At 39.2% G+C, this 17,486-nt stretch carries 11 protein-coding genes; 10 read left to right on the top strand and 1 reads right to left on the bottom strand.

Annotated elements, in window-relative coordinates:
• Nucleotides 1–167: 167 nt before the first annotated feature.
• The 10 genes from J8L73_RS00340 to J8L73_RS00295 all read left to right on the top strand — a co-directional run bounded on the left by J8L73_RS00340 (nt 168) and on the right by J8L73_RS00295 (nt 14,444).
• The gene (locus J8L73_RS00340; protein WP_006794110.1) at nt 168–404 is read left to right on the top strand and encodes a hypothetical protein; all 237 of its coding nucleotides are present in this window, start codon (nt 168–170) and stop codon (nt 402–404) included.
• Nucleotides 401–895, top strand: a complete 495-nt coding sequence (locus tag J8L73_RS00335) for a hypothetical protein (RefSeq protein ID WP_211014114.1) — start codon at nt 401–403, stop codon at nt 893–895. Before J8L73_RS00340 ends, J8L73_RS00335 begins: the two co-directional genes overlap by 4 nt.
• Before the next feature lie 141 nt (nt 896–1,036).
• On the top strand, nt 1,037–1,966 hold the full coding sequence (locus tag J8L73_RS00330; RefSeq protein ID WP_211014112.1) for a restriction endonuclease: 930 nt from the start codon (nt 1,037–1,039) through the stop codon (nt 1,964–1,966).
• A gap of 70 nt (nt 1,967–2,036) precedes the next feature.
• Nucleotides 2,037–4,613: a class I SAM-dependent DNA methyltransferase gene (locus J8L73_RS00325; RefSeq protein ID WP_211014110.1), complete on the top strand. Its 2,577-nt coding sequence runs from the start codon at nt 2,037–2,039 to the stop codon at nt 4,611–4,613.
• A complete protein-coding gene (locus J8L73_RS00320) occupies nt 4,606–5,910 on the top strand; it encodes a restriction endonuclease subunit S (protein WP_211014108.1) in 1,305 nt (434 codons plus the stop codon). Before J8L73_RS00325 ends, J8L73_RS00320 begins: the two co-directional genes overlap by 8 nt.
• Nucleotides 5,911–6,111: 201 nt before the next feature.
• The gene (locus tag J8L73_RS00315) at nt 6,112–6,708 is read left to right on the top strand and encodes an SLATT domain-containing protein (protein WP_211014106.1); all 597 of its coding nucleotides are present in this window, start codon (nt 6,112–6,114) and stop codon (nt 6,706–6,708) included.
• Nucleotides 6,705–8,036: a reverse transcriptase domain-containing protein gene (locus J8L73_RS00310; RefSeq protein WP_211014104.1), complete on the top strand. Its 1,332-nt coding sequence runs from the start codon at nt 6,705–6,707 to the stop codon at nt 8,034–8,036. Before J8L73_RS00315 ends, J8L73_RS00310 begins: the two co-directional genes overlap by 4 nt.
• A 17-nt stretch (nt 8,037–8,053) precedes the next feature.
• Nucleotides 8,054–10,423 (top strand): AAA family ATPase, encoded by a 2,370-nt coding sequence (locus J8L73_RS00305; protein WP_211014102.1) that lies wholly within the window; start codon nt 8,054–8,056, stop codon nt 10,421–10,423.
• Entirely contained in the window at nt 10,423–13,743 is a 3,321-nt protein-coding gene (locus J8L73_RS00300) for a type I restriction endonuclease (protein ID WP_211014100.1), read from the top strand. Before J8L73_RS00305 ends, J8L73_RS00300 begins: the two co-directional genes overlap by 1 nt.
• The gene (locus tag J8L73_RS00295; protein WP_211014098.1) at nt 13,743–14,444 is read left to right on the top strand and encodes a SprT family zinc-dependent metalloprotease; all 702 of its coding nucleotides are present in this window, start codon (nt 13,743–13,745) and stop codon (nt 14,442–14,444) included. The genes J8L73_RS00300 and J8L73_RS00295 overlap by 1 nt, the downstream gene beginning before the upstream one ends.
• A gap of 119 nt (nt 14,445–14,563) precedes the next feature.
• Here J8L73_RS00295 and gcvP read toward each other — a convergent pair whose 3' ends face one another.
• A complete protein-coding gene (gcvP, locus tag J8L73_RS00290) occupies nt 14,564–17,455 on the bottom strand; it encodes an aminomethyl-transferring glycine dehydrogenase (RefSeq protein WP_211014097.1) in 2,892 nt (963 codons plus the stop codon).
• Between the last annotated feature and the right edge of the window lie 31 nt (nt 17,456–17,486).

The raw sequence follows: 17,486 nt of genomic DNA, 5'->3' as shown, positions 1-17,486 counted from the left end.
AATTAACACATATAAATCAACAACTTAATAACACAGATTTTAAGTTTGTCAATCAAGCTCATTCTTACAAAGCATAGTTTTTTCAATACAACAAAAGCTTAAAAAAACGACAAATAACAATAATATAAGCAGTAGTTAATCAATAATAAATCGGAAGGAGAAACCAAATGGTAATAACTGAATCGAAGCTCAAACTATTCGAAAAACTGATTAAAAGCAGACTTTTTTCTCAAAAAAAATATTTTTATTTTTTTATAAAAAAGCAAAAAGTTAACAAAATGACAACGCTAATTGATCTACTTGAAACACCAGAGGGGCAGGATAAGCTCGAAAAGGAACTCGATTTTTTTATTCGTACTAATAAAAAACAACATATAAAGCGCTTTTTAGGAGCATTAAAATGAATGATTTCTCGCGAGCTCAACAGTACATTCAGTTTTTTACTGAAGTACTCAAACTTAATAAACTTACAAATGCGCCTACTGAGCAACACCGTATTTATTACAACCAAATCAACTTATTCTTATCGCATCACGCTCTTTTATCGGCGGCTCAAGTCATTGATTTACTTTCAACCCCCAGCAAGCCATTTACTGAACAAGATTTAAAAAACTTAGTCGATACAAATAAAGCCTTTTTTGTAACAGCACCAAATTTCGCAGGCTATGAGGGCTACCCCGCCTTTCAGTTTGATATCTATAAACGACACGTTAAACCTATTTTAGAACCTATTATTGAACAGGTAAGTAAATACTATTTCGACTGGGATATTGTACTTTGGTTAGGGTCATACTTTGGTGAACTTAATAGTTCAGCAATTGAAGCAATAGATGAGCCTAAGCAACATTGCTTGTTGATTCAATTAGCTAAAAACATTGAAAATGAGTGCTTGTAGCTATAATTCAGTTCTATTTATACGCTACATAACACATTAAGATTGAGCTTTTAGCTAAATTACAATACTGTACCTAGATAGTATAAAAATTACAGTGCGCAGTATTGTCGGCCATTGTACTAACAACACAAAGGACTGCTAGTGATACCTAATTACCAGCAATTTATGCGCCCATTTTTAGAGGTTGCACATAGAGCTCATGGAAGAGAAGTTAAGCTAAGGGATGTAATTAACGAACTAGCTGAACAATTTAATCTTACTGATGAAGAAAAATCTGAAACACTACCTAGTGGAAGGCAGCCTATTCTAGATAACCGAGTTGGCTGGGCACGCACATACCTGACAAAGGCAGGACTTCTAGAAGTTACAAGACGCGCGCATTTTGTAATCACTACACGAGGCATAAAAGCTCTCGAAGGTGAATCAACTGTAATAGATAAAAACTATTTAAAACAATTTGATGAATTTGTCGCCTTTTCTGAACAAAAAAATGAGGTAGCAGTAATAACTACCCTAATAAATCCCCAAAGTAATGATAATATAGAAGACATAACGCCAGATGAAGCATTAAGAAACGCTTACAAAGCGATTAATGACGCCCTTACATCGGACCTTTTATCTAGAACACGTAAAGTTACACCTGCATTTTTTGAGGAGCTGTTGATAAAGCTACTAATTGCTATGGGCTATGGAGGTACTGGTGAGGGTGCAGCTCATGCATTAGGTAAAACTGGAGATAATGGTGTTGATGGTGTTATCGATCAAGACCCATTAGGTGTCGATCAAATATATATTCAAGCAAAGCGATATGCAGAAGGCAATAACGTAAGTGCTGGCGACATCAGAGACTTTTTTGGGGCGCTAAACCTTAAACGGGCGCAAAAGGGTATCTTCATTACAACTTCAGATTTCACACTGTCAGCTCAAGAAACAGCAAACAATCTAGGCACTCGTATCGTCTTAATTAATGGTAAAGAGCTGGCCAAACTCATGCTGCGCTACAACATTGGTAGTCGAGATGAAGATGTATTGCATATCAAAAAGTTAGATGAAGACTTTTTCGAAATTTAAATAAACAACAAAGAATTTAAAAGAGTGGTGGTATTCCAGCACAGCTCAATCAAAGAGAATTATTGAAAACATGAAACATAAACTGACATTAACTAGATTAGAAAGCCTGCTATTTAAAGCGTGTGACATATTGCGCGGTAAAATGGATGCCTCGGAATATAAAGAATACATCTTCGGTATGTTGTTCTTAAAGCGCATGTCTGATCAATTTGAAGCAGATAAAGCCGCTATCCGCGCCCGTTTAGAAAAAGAAGGAAAGTCAGACGCTGCAATTGAAAAGCTTGTTTCTCTGCCTTCTCAATTTGATTACTTCGTGCCTGAAGCAGCATCATGGTCAACGATTAAGCACGTTAAGAAAAACGTGGGGACTGAGCTAAATAAAGCGCTTGCCGCACTTGAAGATGCCAATATTAAAAAGGGTCTTGAAGATGTTCTAAAGCATATCAACTTCAACAAAAAAGTTGGTAAAAAGCCGATGGAAGATAAAGTGCTGATCGATTTCATTCAGCACTTTGACCAAAAAGATTTTACGTTAACCAATGAGTGCTTTGAGTTTCCTGATTTATTAGGTGCGGCTTACGAATACTTAATTAAGTTCTTTGCTGACAGCGCTGGTAAAAAAGGTGGTGAATTCTACACGCCTTCTGAAGTGGTTCGTTTATTAGTTGAGCTTCTACAGCCGGGTGAAGGAATGGAAATATACGACCCCACGGTGGGAAGTGGCGGTATGCTCATCCAAAGTAAGAAGTACGTTGAAGAAACGGGTGGTGACGTTAACAAAATAGACTTATTCGGTCAGGAAGACAGCGGCACCACATGGTCTATTTGTAAAATGAATATGATTTTGCACGGTGTTGGCGGTGCAAATATTCAAAATGAAGACACCCTTGCCAAACCCCAGCATATTGATGCTAATGGCGAAATCCGCACTTATTCAAGAGTTATCGCGAATCCACCGTTTTCACAAAACTACAGTCGCGATGGCATGACACATCAAAGCCGCTTCCACACATGGCTTCCTGAGGGCGGTAAAAAGGCTGATTTCATGTTTGTTCAACATATGCTGGCTTCACTTAAACAAGACGGCAAGATGGCTGTGGTTATGCCACATGGCGTCTTGTTTCGTGGTGGTGAAGAAAAAACGTGTCGCCAAAAGTTTATTGAAGAAGGCATATTAGAAGCGGTTATTGGTTTACCACAAGGTTTATTCTATGGAACGGGTATCCCTGCTTGCGTCCTAGTATTTAACAAGGCTAATGCTGCTAAGCGCAAACATGTTGTGTTTATCAATGCGGATCGCGAATACAAAGAAGGTAAAAACCAAAACAGCCTTCGCCCAGAAGACATTGAAAAAATCACTCATGTATATGAATCTCTCACATCAGATACTGATAAGAATGTAGAAAAATACGCACGAGCAGTGCCTGTTAGTGAACTTGAGCAAGAAGAGTTCAATTTAAACATTAGACGTTATGTTGATAACAGCCCAGCACCAGAGCCTCATAATGTTAAAGCTCATTTAAACGGTGGTGTACCTGCTGATGAAGTTAACAGCCTTGAATCTCACTGGCAAAATTATGCCAAATTAAAAGAAGCACTGTTTACTTCAGGCCACCCTAAGCAAAAAGATGGCGACTCGCTCTCTTCAAAATATTGGTCTTTTGCTCAGGCTATTGAAAACAAAGCCGACATTAAAACAACTATAGAAAACCACCCTCAACTTATTGCTAAGCATAATGCTTTTTATGGGCAGTTAGATAACTGGTGGAGTAAGCACTTTGTTCCTCAATTCCATAAACTCGGTGATAAAACCTTAGGTTCTAAAGGAGTTTTTGCGTTAAGACGCGATGCCCTAAACAGCATTGTAAGTGCCTTATTGCCTGAAAACTTGCTATCCATTTATCAAGTACGTGGTGCAATGGCGAATAACTTTAAACAGCATGAAGCGGATCTTAAGTCTATTGCCAACTCAGGTTGGAATGCTGAGCTAATTCCAGACGAAGAAATTCTTGAATCTCAATTCCCAGAGGTACTAGCAAACCTTAAAAAAGATGCTGCCAGAATTACAGAGTTGGAAGCATTGTTTGCTGCGGTAAATGAGTCAACTGAAGATGATGAAGAAGCAGAGGACGAGTCTGAATCAGGCGTGTTACCAAAAACTCAGGTGAAAGCACTTAAAGATGGCAAAAAAGAAAACAACGGTCAGCTTCGTGATTTAAAGAAAGAGCTAAAGTTTGCCAAAAAAGAAGACTCTGCGCGTGCATTGCAGCTAGAAGCTAGCATTGAAAAGTTAACCTCAGCTAATGCTGAGATAGACGCAAAGTTGGAACAACATACCACTCTTGAAAAAAAACTGAAAGAGCTAAAATCTGGCATTAAAGAAGCTGAAAAGAAAAAAGAAGATCTCGTTGAAGCTGCGCGTGAAAAAATTACACCAGAAGAAGCTAAGGCACTTATTGAGGCACGCTTTAAACAGCAGATGGTTGATAGCTATGCACACTACCTGCGCCAACTAGTGACACAACTAATTAAAGCGGTTGAAAACCTTCATAATAAATACGCAATAACAGCTAAGGATATTCTTGCTGAACGTGAACAGCAGTCAACTTTACTAAATGGTTTCTTAGTGGAGTTGGGTTATGAATAACGAAACTCAGTATTTAGCTTCATACAACTTAGGTAAGCTTTCTCATGTCAGAGGACGAATTGGCTGGAAAGGTTTAAAGTCTCATGAATATACAGAGGAAGGGCCATATCTTATTGCTGGGACACATATTAAAGGTGATAAAATCCAATGGGATGAATGCCAGCATATAAATCAATTTAGATATGATGAATCTCCTGAAATTAAGCTCAATGTCAACGATATTATCATCTCTAAGGACGGCACTATTGGAAGAATAGCACTTATTGATAGCTTGCCCGGTCCGACTACCATTAACAGCACGATGATGTTAGTCAGGCTTAAAAACCAAGATGTATTGTGTTCTGAGTTTATCTTTTATTTTTTGCAAGGTGAAAAGTTTAAGAAGCTAGTGGCTGAGAGAGTGGCAGGTAGCGGAGTCCCACATCTGTTTCAAGCAGATATGAAAACGCTAACGGTATTAGCCCCTTCAATAGAAAAGCAGCAGAAAATAGCTAAGGTGATGAATACGATTGATAATTTCATTGACCTGACTCAAAACCTTATCGACAAATATACTGCCGTCAAACAAGGCATGATGGCTGATTTATTTTCTCGCGGTATCGATTTATCTGGCACGCCAGAAACCAACAAAAGCTATGGTCAATTGCGCCCAAGCTATGAAGAAGCGCCAGAACTATATCAAGAAACAGAATTGGGTTGGATTCCTAAAGATTGGGAGATACAACGAGTTGAAGACATTCTGGATAGAGTTATTGACTATAGGGGCAAAACTCCAAATAAAACTGGGGACGGTATTCCTTTAATAACAGCTAAAAATGTGAGGTTTGGTTATATTGATCCTGAACCAAGAGAATATATAGCTGCTGAGGATTACGATGTTTGGATGACTAGAGGTATACCCAATCAAGGTGATGTTCTATTTACGACAGAAGCACCACTTGCAAACGTAGCTCAATTAGACACACAAAGTAAGGTAGCTTTTGCTCAGAGAATGATCATTTTGCAGTCTAGCTTAAAGTGCGACTCCTCTTTTTTAAAATATTTATTAATGTCAGATAATTTTCGTAGAGCAATTTTTTCAAGAGGTAGCGGTTCAACAGTGGAAGGTGTTAAACAGTCCGAATTCAAAAAAGTAAAAGTATGCTTACCAAAGCATAATTGTGAACAGTTAAAGATCGTTGAAGTTATAGATTCACTATCAGAAAAAATCGTTAACGAAGAAGTAATCATTGAAAAGTATACAAATATTAAAAAGGGCCTGATGCAAGATTTGCTAACAGGGAAAGTAAAAGTATAACCAGTTTTGTTCTAGGGTGTGTTGACCTTGAGAGCTTCGGCTTGAATAGGTTAGCCACTCACTTGTGAGTGCAACTAATATTGAAGAGCTTGTCTCTTAGTTGTAGCTTCTTCGGAGGCTTATAGCTTGCCCCGTCAGGGGTGTTAACTCTATGTAACCCACTGACACCCTAGAACGCCTTAATAAAAAGGAAGTAGTAAAATGGCATTCTCCGACAATGTTTGGTGGACAAGAAAAGCAAGAATACAAGCCGAAAAACGTTTGCTGTCTAATGCATTTCAATCACAGTTGCTATTGCTGTGGTACTCATTTTTTGGCGTTGCCGTTTCAATCTATTACTTAAAATTTACTCCGTCAGCAGGTCAAGAGGACTTAGCTGGTATTAGCTGGATAGTGTATTCAGTGTTGGTATTAAGTCTGTCAGGGTTTATTGCAGGGCTGTCTTTCAAAGAACGGGCAAGCCTCATTAAAGAAAGTTATGAAACCCTCAACACTTTCTACCACAAAGCTAAAGAAGAGAATGCAGATATAGAAAAAATATCAGCAGAGTATGAGCAAATCATGGGACTTTGCGAAAACCATACAGATTATGATTACTACCTAGCTCTTTGCCTTGAGCACGTTACCAACAATAAAGGTGTCGATACTAATACAGGGTGTAAAATAGGCTTAGATCGTTGCCCTACATGGTATCACTGGTTAAGCATCACATGGTGGTTAGCTAAGCGTTATGTATTGCTGACGCTTTTATATTTATTGCCCGTTATTCTTTTGGTTGCTATTGAGAAGTTAGCATGACAATTCAGCAGCAATTTAATAATCATTTTTCAGAAGAAAACTTAAAGCGAATTTTTGTTGAGCATGTGGTTTATTCAGGTGCGACAGGCATCGATAATTTAGATCAGTACGCCTTCCGTGCTCAACTTGATGAGCAAATAGCTATTCTGTCACGAAAAATGCTAGCAGGGACTTACAAATTCACTAAGTACAAGCTGAAATTAGTGAGCAAAGGCAAAGATAAAGCACCGAGAGAGATTTCAATTCCAACGGTTAGAGATCGCATTGCAATGCGTGCTATGTGTGATTTTTTAACTGAAATTTATGACGGTGATGTTGAATTTAACTTACCGCAAAAAGTGATCAAACGAGTAAAGGAGGATGTTGCATCAGGCGGCTTTACTGGCGTTATTAAGCTTGATGTCAGCAATTTTTACCCTTCGATAAAGCATAAAGAATTAAGAAGTCGTTTAGGTAAGAAAATACGTTCTGACGATATTAAGAGTGTACTTTTTTCTGCCGTTACTTCACCAACTGTGGCAGTGTCGAAAACAACAGACCCGCTTTCGACAAGAGGTGTTCCCCAAGGTTTAGCGATATCGAATATTCTTGCCGCAATATACCTGTTAAATATTGATAACTACTTTGAATCGTTGCCAAACATTAAATATTACCGATATGTAGATGATGTCATGGTATTTTGCGATTTTAATGACGCGCAGACCATAGCAACTGATATAAGGAAACGTTTTAGTCGTATCGGGCTAAAAATGTATGACCCTATCAAGCGCCCAGATAAGTCCACAATCGAACAATTAGGGCGTTCTTTTGACTATTTAGGTTATCACTTTTACGACTCAACAATTAGCGCTCGGCTTGGCTCTATTGAAAGGTTGAAGCATTCACTTGTATCTATTTTTACCAGTTACAAACATTCAAAACAGAAAAGTGAAGCATTTTTACTTTGGCGACTTAACCTTCGAATTACGGGTTGTGTTTTCGACAATAAAGCCAAAGGTTGGCTGTTTTTCTTTTCAGAGATTAATGATGAACAACTGTTACATACGCTTGATCATTATGTAGGAAAGCTTATTAAGCGCTTTAACGTTACTATTCAGCCTAAAAAGTTCGTCAGGGCTTTCAAAGAGCTTAGCCATAGAAAATACGAAACAAGTTATATTCCTAATTTCGATGATTATACATTAGCGCAAAAGAAAAAAGTGCTGACGGACTATTTTAAGGTAAATGTCAGCAAGCTGAGAAAAGTCGAAGTTGAGTTTGAATTTAATAAACGTATAAATAAACAAGTTAAAGACTTACTTGTTGATGTGCAAAGCTTTGCATACTAGCGAGTTAAGGAGATATTTTGTTAAAACGGATTTCCACAATAAAAAATATTGGCACCTATAAAGACTGCAATGGTCGCCAAAGCCAATTTGAAAAGCTTACTCTCGTGTACGGCAGAAATACATACGGGAAAAGCACGTTGGGTGATATTTTTTCATCTCTCAAATCTGGTGAATCAGCTACGCTGAGCGCCCGTAAGAGCATTCCTGATGATGGGTTAGCACAAAAGGTAGAACTGAACTTTTTAGATGCTGATGGCAAAAAAGAAGTTAAAGCTATTTTTAATAATGATGATTGGAAAAATAAGTTGCCCGGTCATTTAAGGCTTGCTGTTTATGATGATGCTTTCTATCACCAAAATGTTTTTTTAGGGCGTACACTAACTCGTGATACCAAGGAGAGCTTTAGCGACTTTATCTTAGGGTCGCAGGGTGTTGTTAAAGCAGAAAACATAGCAGCGAAAAATAAAGAATTAAAAGAGAAGAAGTCAGATCTCAAAAAGTTAATTCAAAGCGAGTTTTCAAAAGTTGATGACTTAAAATCATTTATAGCTGAACCAGTAATTGCGGATATAGACGCTACCAAAGAAGAACTAGATAAAAAACGTGAAGAATATGCTTTGCTTAACTCACAAAAGAAAGCAAGTAAGGCGATTAGGGAAAGAAAGAATCTATTTCCGCTTAAAGTAGCTACAGATTTTAGTGAAGCGGTAACGGCAATTAACACTGTACTAAAAACCGGGCTAGACAACCCACATGAGGCAGCCAAAGCAGAGTTAAATCGTCATATTGAAAAACACTTTGTTAAGCCTGAAGGTGCTGAACAATGGATTAAACAAGGCTTAAGTTTACTTGATGGTGATAACTGTCATTTTTGTGGACAGGCAATTACACCACAAGCAAATGAGTTACTGGATCTGTATCGACAATGTTTTGATGATCAATTTGCTAGGCACGAAGGGTATGTAAAGTCTACTGTGGCGCAACATCACCCTTTACTGACGAAATACTGGATTGAACAGTTAATATCTTCAATCCAAAAGGCAGGTTTAGTCATTGATAGTTACCCAGAGCTTAGTCGTGTTGATGAAATTCATGAAATAATTTCGAATATCGAAAAGTCACATGATTCAATTCAAAAGAAGCTTGATGAGCTAAACCTATTAGCTGTTCAAATTATTGGGGAGTTTAATGTCAGGATTGAAACTAAGCTAGCCGACCCTAAAAAATCATTTGAAGTTGTAGATACAGCTCAGTTTGAGCTTCTTATTAAAAATATATCTAGTGATGTTGCAGATCTTAACTCTAATTACCAAACCTTTAATAAAAGAGCCAACGAATTCAAAGCTAGATTTGAAGGAGACCAAATTGAAAAAGACCTTGAACACCTTGAGCAGCAAGGTAAAGACGTTGCGCTACAAGTTGAACGATACGAAAAGAATGAAGCCTGTATAGAACACATCGCTTTATCAAAAAGCATCTGCGATCTTGAGGACGATATTCCAAAGCTAAAAGAATCACTACGGAAAGAACAAAGCGCCTTCTTAGAGCAGTATTTCACTAAAATTAATAAACATTTTAATGATTTAGGTAGTAGAGACTTTAAACTTGAATATAAGCCTGAACCACTTGGTAACAAACCCATTTATAGCTTTAAAGTAAAGTTTAAAGGCGCTGATATTGCCGAGAATGATTTAGATAAAATTTTTAGTGAATCTGATAGACGATCTCTTGGTTTATCAATTTTTCTTGCATCACTAGATTCACTTGAAAACAAAACCTTAGCCAAAACAATTATTGTTTTTGATGACCCTGTAACCTCATTTGATGAGAACAGAGTTGGGCAAACCCATAGTAAGCTAGTGAGATTAGCGGATAAGTGCCAACAAGTAATAATGCTTAGCCACTTCAAGGATGGGGTAGCGAACTTTTTAAAGGTACACGGATTTTCAAAGAATGATATTGCTCTAATCGAAATTAAGAAAAATGCTCAAGGCTCATATCTTGAAATTGGAAATAAAGATGCATTTGTAAAATCAGCACACCATTTGAATACTGAAGAGTTAATTGATTTTGTTGAACGAAATACCGATAAATTAAGCTGTAAGCCTCGTGTATACCTTGAAGAAGTTCTAAGTTTGAGATTTTCGAAACAGATACGTAAAAAACAAATTACTAATGAGTCGTTAAGTAAGCGGATTGATGCGTTGAGTGAAGAAAAAATAGTCTCGCAAGATATTGCAAAGCAATTGCATGATTGGCGCGAAGAGCTTAACCCTGAACATCATGTTTGGGTGGATGACGATATAGAAAATCAAAGGACCACAATTTCTAGCTTCCTAGAATTCGTGTTTTATGAGCTAGTACCAGAACCAGTGGGAGAGGTTTAATGTCTGAATATCAATTTGTAGAAAAGCCTCTACTAAATCAACTAGCAGCTATGGGATGGCAAGTTATTGAGCATTCCTCTAGTGTGATACCTAAAGATCCTAGCATTAGTTATCGAGAACATTTCAGAGAATGTGTTATCCAACGAGAGTTTGCCAAGGCGATAAGCACACTTAACACTATTGATGGCCAATGTTGGTTAACTGATTCACAAATAGATGGACTTTATGAAGACTTCACTGATTTTGGTGTAAAGAGCCTGCTTGAAAACAATCAAGAGTTTATGGAGCGAATCAAAAAATGGCAGGTCGATGAGAACACCGTAACTGGTGAGCAGAACCCTACGGTTAAGATTATTGATTTTGATAACTGGAATGCTAACCGATTTGTTGCAATAAATCAGTTTCGTATTGATACCCCTGCTGGCGTTAAAGAGTGCATCATTCCTGATGTTGTATTGTTTGTTAACGGCCTTCCGCTGGTTGTTATTGAATGTAAAGATGTAAATAGCTTTACATCAGACCCAATGAATCAAGCAATAGAGCAATTAAGGCGATATGCTGACTTAAGGGAGCCGGAAGGTTCTCAACTGATTGAAGGGGAAGAAAAGCTTTTTTATACCAATCAATTAATGGTTGGCACATATGGTGACAACGCCAAGTTTGGTACAGTTACATCAACAGAAGAGTATTATTTTAATTGGAAGACTATTTACCCAGATGATACTCCTTATGTTGACCCCACGACAGGGAAGCATCGTAAACAAGAAACCCTTGTTCAAGGTATGTTGCACCCCAGAAACCTGATAGACATTACGAATAACTTTACATTATTCATGGATGCAGGAAAGCAACGCATAAAGGTTGTTGCTCGTTATCAACAATATCGTGCTGTTAATAAGATTATTCAACGAATTAGAACTGGCGAGACAAGTGATGAACGCTCTGGTGTCGTTTGGCATACACAAGGTAGCGGCAAGTCTTTAACAATGGTCTTTTTAGTACGCAAAATGCGAAGCACTAAAGATTTGCATGAATACAAAGTTCTAATGGTCAATGACCGTAAAGATTTAGACGAACAACTTGGTAAAACAGCTTCTTTGACTGGTGAAACGGTTTATAGCATTTCAAGCAGCGATGAAGTGAAAAAAGAGCTATGTGATGATCGCTCAACACTCAATATGGTTATGGTGCATAAGTTTAGAGAAGCAGATAACAGCAATACGCCAGACTATTTAAATGAAGCTTTGGGTAAATCTGTTGCAGAACCTTCTTCTGAGTATTCTTCTCAAGCTGACAAAGACAATGTTGTGAAGCTATTTGAAAGCTTCGGTGAAGTTAATCCATCAGACAAAGTGCTTATCATGATTGATGAAGCGCACCGAACACAGAAAACAGGGCAAGATAAAGCCAGTTTGTCGGACAATATGTTCGATGCGTTCCCTAACGCAACTCGCTTAGCTTTTACTGGGACTCCTTTAATTGCCGACCATCATAACGATCCAACTTGGAAACGCTTTGGCAATAACCCTGATGAACCATATATTGATGAATACAAGCTTCAAGATGCCGTGGATGATGGTGCAACTCTGCAAATATTGTATGAGGGTAAAACAGCCGAATCAGCAATCTATGATAAACATGGTTTTGATACAAAATTCGAAAACTTATTTAAAAACAGGACCGAAGAAGAAATAGCTGCAATCCGCAAAAAATATGGTGCAACTGGCGACATATTAGAAGCAGAAGATCGTATTGAAGAAATATCTAACGACCTTGTTAAGCACTATATACAAAAGGTGTTGCCTAGTGGCTATAAAGCTCAGGTTGTTTGTTCTTCAAAGCAAGCGGCATTGCACTATCAAACGTTTATTAGAAAAGCGCTTAATGACTGGGCAGAAGAGGAAAAGCATAAACCTGCTGAAGAACAGGATAAAGAGCTACTCAGACAAGTGGAGTTTCTAGATGCTATGGTTGTCATTTCTTCTGATGGAACGAATGAAAAGGCTTCATTCGTAGCTGCTCGAAACGAGTCTCGTAAACGTAATGCTGTGGAAAACTTTAAGAAGAAATTTGATTACGACAAGCCAGATACTGGCATCGGATTCTTAATAGTTTGTGACATGCTTCTTACTGGTTTTGATGCGCCTATTGAACAGGTTATGTACATCGATAAGAAGCTAAAAGAACATAATTTACTGCAAACAATAGCCCGTGTTAACAGAACATATCCCGGCAAAACAGTTGGGTATGTTGTCGATTACATAGGGTTAACTGAGAATCTAAAAGAAGCGCTATCGCTGTATTCAGGCAGAGATCAACAAGACATATTAGATACGTTTAAATCGGTCGAGTCTGAAATGCCTGTACTTCAAAGCCGTTATAGGCAGTTGATTCAACTATTTGAAGATAAAGATATCTCACAAATTGAAAATCTTGTTCAGCAAAAGTTATCTTCAGATATTGAAAGATACAAAGCTACTGAGTCAGTCATTCAAGCGTTAGAGGATGTTAAAACTCGCGATAGCTTTAATGTCTACCTTAAGAAATTCATGCAAAGTATGGATATTATTTTGCCAAACAAGCTGGCACATCCATACAAAATACCTATGTACCAATTTAGTCATCTACAGGCTAAAGCGAGAGAGCGGTATAAAGATGACTCTATCAATATTGCTGGTGCTGGTGAAAAAGTTCGCAAGCTAGTTAGTGAACATCTAATTAGCCTAGGTATTAACCCTAAAGTGCCACCTGTAGAGTTGTTCTCAGATAAATTCATTACCACATTAAAGGAGCATAAAGATGAGCGTGCTGCGGCAAGTGAAATGGAACATGCGATTCGTAAGCATTGTAAAGTGAATGAAGCTGATGACCCTGTTATGTATAAACGCTTCAGTGAAAAGCTGGATGATATTCTTAAGAAGTACAATGAGCAGTGGGATCAGATGCTGCTTCACTTGGAAACATTAAGAGAGGAAATTGATGAAGGTAGAGGTGATGATACATCTGCTGGAGATCCGTTTACTGATTTAATCATTGAGTTGGCATTTGATGGTTCTTGCCAGCCAAGTGAGATGGAAGCCGTTAGGAGTATTGTTGAACAAATACTAGAAATAATGGCTAATAAAATTGAAGGTTTAAACTTCTGGGATCGCCCTAATATGGTTGATGAACTTGAAGGTAAAATCCAAGAAGTATTTATTTTGAGTGACATTCCGGCACTAGAAGAATCATTTGAGCTAGCAACAACAGAGTTATTGAATCTAGCCAAAAGAAGAGAGCTAGATATTTTGTCCAACAGAAAACAACAGGATGGTAATTAGTGGCAGATACTTTAAATGTCAGCACATATAAGGATATCAGCTACCAACTCAAGAAGAGTGATAGGAAGACAACAAGTATTTATATTGAACGTGATGGTACTGTTTTAGTAATAGCGCCATCACCGTTTGATGTTGAGAAAATAGAACAGATCATAGAGTCTAAAAGAAGTTGGATTTATAAGAGCCTAGCCGAGTGGGAGGACCTTAACAGAACTCGAATCCATCGAGAATATGTTAACGGTGAAAGTTTTTTATATTTTGGCAGAAATTACCGCCTGCAACTAGTGCAAGACCAATTAGAGCCTCTCATTTTCCACTATGGGCAGTTTAAGTTATTAGATTCAGAAGTTGATAATGCCCCTGATCACTTTAAGAATTTTTACAAAACGAAATTACAGCAGCGTTTAAATGAAAGGCTTAAGCTCTACCAGCCCAAAATGAAACTTAAACCTGTCAGCATTCGTGTAATGGAGTTACAAAACCGTTGGGGGTCATGTACTTCGAAAGGAGCAATAAACCTCCATTGGAAGTGCGCCATGTTGCCTTTAAGCGTATTAGATTACGTTATTGTTCATGAGCTTGCCCATCTAGAAGACAAAAACCACTCTCCTAAATTTTGGCGCACGATAGAAAAAGTGATGCCTGACTATGATGAAGCTAAGAAATGGCTGAAGTTTAATGGTGCGGGGATGAGCTTGTAGTAACTGCTGCCTAATGAAAATCAATAAAAAAGGTGAGCTATAAAAGCTCACCTTTTTTGCCCATTCGCAAACTTATTTATACGCGTTCGCAAACTTATTTATCATGAACATCTCTGCTCTTAGTCGCGATAAGTCTCAACCGCTGGGCATGAACATACTAAATTACGGTCGCCGTATACGTCATCTATACGTGTAACCGTTGGCCAAAACTTGACTTTAGCTACAGAAGGCACTGGGAAGGCTGCGTAAAAACGATCGTATGCGCGGTCCCATTCGTTACCTAACACGTCAGCTTGTGTATGCGGTGCAAACACAAGTGGGTTGTTTTCGATTGACCATTCGCCAGAGATTACTTTGTCGATTTCGCCTTTGATTGACACCATCGCTTCGATAAAGCGGTCTATTTCGCCTTTTGACTCAGATTCAGTTGGCTCTATCATCAATGTGCCCGCTACTGGGAACGACATAGTTGGTGAATGGAAGCCGTAGTCTTGTAAGCGCTTAGCTACATCCATTTCAGTAATGCCTGACGCTTCTTTTAATGGGCGTAAATCAACAATACATTCGTGAGCAACGCGGTTGTTGCGGCCACGGTATAAAATTGGGAAGTGCTGGCTTAACTCGTGTGTTAAGTAGTTAGCGTTCACAATGGCCATTTCGGTGGCTTGTTTTAAGCCCTCGCTCCCCATCATGGTAATGTAAGCCCATGAAATAGGTAAAATAGCCGCTGAGCCGTATGGCGCTGCCGATACTGCACCGTTATTAACGTTTGTACCCGGCACGTTAATTACGCTGTGGTTTGGCATAAATGGCGCAAGGTGCGATTTAACACCAATCGGCCCTACACCTGGGCCGCCGCCACCGTGTGGAATACAAAACGTTTTATGCAAGTTTAAGTGCGATACGTCTGAGCCAATAAAGCCTGGGCTTGTTACGCCTACTTGCGCGTTCATGTTTGCGCCATCCATGTAAACTTGGCCGCCGTGCTCGTGCACAATGTCACAAATTTCGCGAATGGTTTCTTCGTAAACACCGTGTGTAGATGGGTATGTGATCATAATACACGATAGGTTTTCAGACACTTCTTCAGCTTTCGCTTTAAGATCGGCCATGTCTACGTTACCGTTTTTGTCGCAGTTAACTACCACAATTTTCATGCTGGCCATTTGCGCAGATGCAGGGTTAGTACCGTGCGCTGAGCTTGGGATTAAACATACATTACGGTGCGCATCGTCGCGTGACTCGTGGTATTTACGAATCGCGATTAAGCCTGCGTATTCACCTTGTGCACCCGAGTTTGGCTGAAGTGAAACCGCATCGTAACCGGTAATGTTAACTAGCCAGTCGTGCAGCTCGTTAATCATTATTTGGTAACCTTCTGCTTGGTCTAGCGGGCAGAATGGGTGAAGGTTTGCAAATTCAGGCCATGTAATTGGGATCATCTCAGCGGTCGCGTTTAGTTTCATAGTACATGAACCTAATGAGATCATTGAGTGGTTAAGCGCTAAATCTTTGTTTTCAAGGCGCTTAATGTAGCGAAGCATGTCTGTTTCGCTGTGGTAGCTATTAAAGTTTGGATGCGTTAATACTTCGTCATCACGTACTAAACTAGCAGGAATAGAGTCGCTACCGTTTGCTTCAATATCGGCTGCGATGCTATCTACACTTAGGCCGTGGCCTTCGCCTAGTACAATATCAAATAACTGCGCTACGTCTTCACGTGTTGTGGTTTCTGATACTGAAATTGAGTATTCGCCATCGTGGTTTGTAGCGAAGTTAACGCCTTGTGCAATAGCACGTGCAATTACGTCGTCTTTACTGTCGCTTACTACTGTTAGCGTATCAAACCATGTGCTGTGCTTAAGTGCGATACCTTTAGCTTTTAGGCCTGTTGCTAAAATATCAGCAAAGCGATGTATACGCTGCGCGATAGTTTTTAAGCCTTGTGGGCCGTGGTACACCGCGTAAAACGCGGCCATGTTGGCAAGTAATACCTGCGCTGTACAAATGTTTGAGTTGGCTTTGTCGCGGCGAATGTGTTGTTCGCGCGTTTGCATTGCCATACGTAGTGCGTCGTTACCTAAACGGTCTTTAGATACACCAATAATACGCCCTGGTAATGAACGTTTGTATGCGTCACGTGTTGCAAAAAATGCAGCGTGTGGACCGCCGTAACCCATAGGTACACCAAAACGCTGAGCCGAACCAAGTACTACGTCTGCGCCTAGTTTACCCGGTGCTTTTAATAGTAATAAACTCATTATGTCGGCAGCAACACAGGCAATGGCCTTTTTGCTTTGTACGCCCGCAATTAGGTCGGTTACATCAACCACTTCACCCGATGTAGATGGGTATTGGAAAAGCGCACCAAAAATGTCGTGGTTAACGGCATCTGCTGCTTTACCTACAATTATGTCAAAACCAAACTGCTCAGCACGGGTGCTTACTACGTCAATAGTTTGTGTGTGTACGTCGTCGGCGATAAAAAAGGCATTGGCTTTTTTAGCTTTAGATACGCGTTTTGCAAGGCCCATTGCCTCTGCAGCAGCGGTTGATTCGTCAAGTAGTGATGCACTTGCTAAATCAAGGCCTGTTAAATCTAGGGTCATAGTTTGAAAATTTAATAACGACTCTAAACGCCCTTGCGCAATTTCTGGCTGGTACGGCGTGTACGCAGTATACCAACCTGGGTTTTCTAGTACGTTACGTAAAATTACGTGCGGTACGTGCGTTGGGTGGTAGCCTTGGCCAATGTACGATTTGAAAACTTTATTTTTGCTTGCTACCGATTTTAAGTAGCTTAGTGTTTCAACTTCCGTACGGCTTTCGCCAACTGTTAATGGCTGCTCTAAGCGAATGCTAGCCGGTACAGTTTGGTCGATCAGCTCTTGCACACTTGATACTTCTAAAGCACTTAGCATATCGCTTACTTGTGCTGGGCTAGGCCCAATATGGCGGCGAATAAAATCTTGCTTTTGCTCTAGTTGTTCAAGAGATTTGGCGTTTGACATGAGTCTAGATTCCTATGATCCTAAATACTAA

It is taken from the genome of Pseudoalteromonas sp. MMG006 (assembly GCF_018101025.1).
GTDB lineage: Bacteria > Pseudomonadota > Gammaproteobacteria > Enterobacterales > Alteromonadaceae > Pseudoalteromonas.
This window is presented reverse-complemented; position numbering and strand designations above follow the sequence as displayed.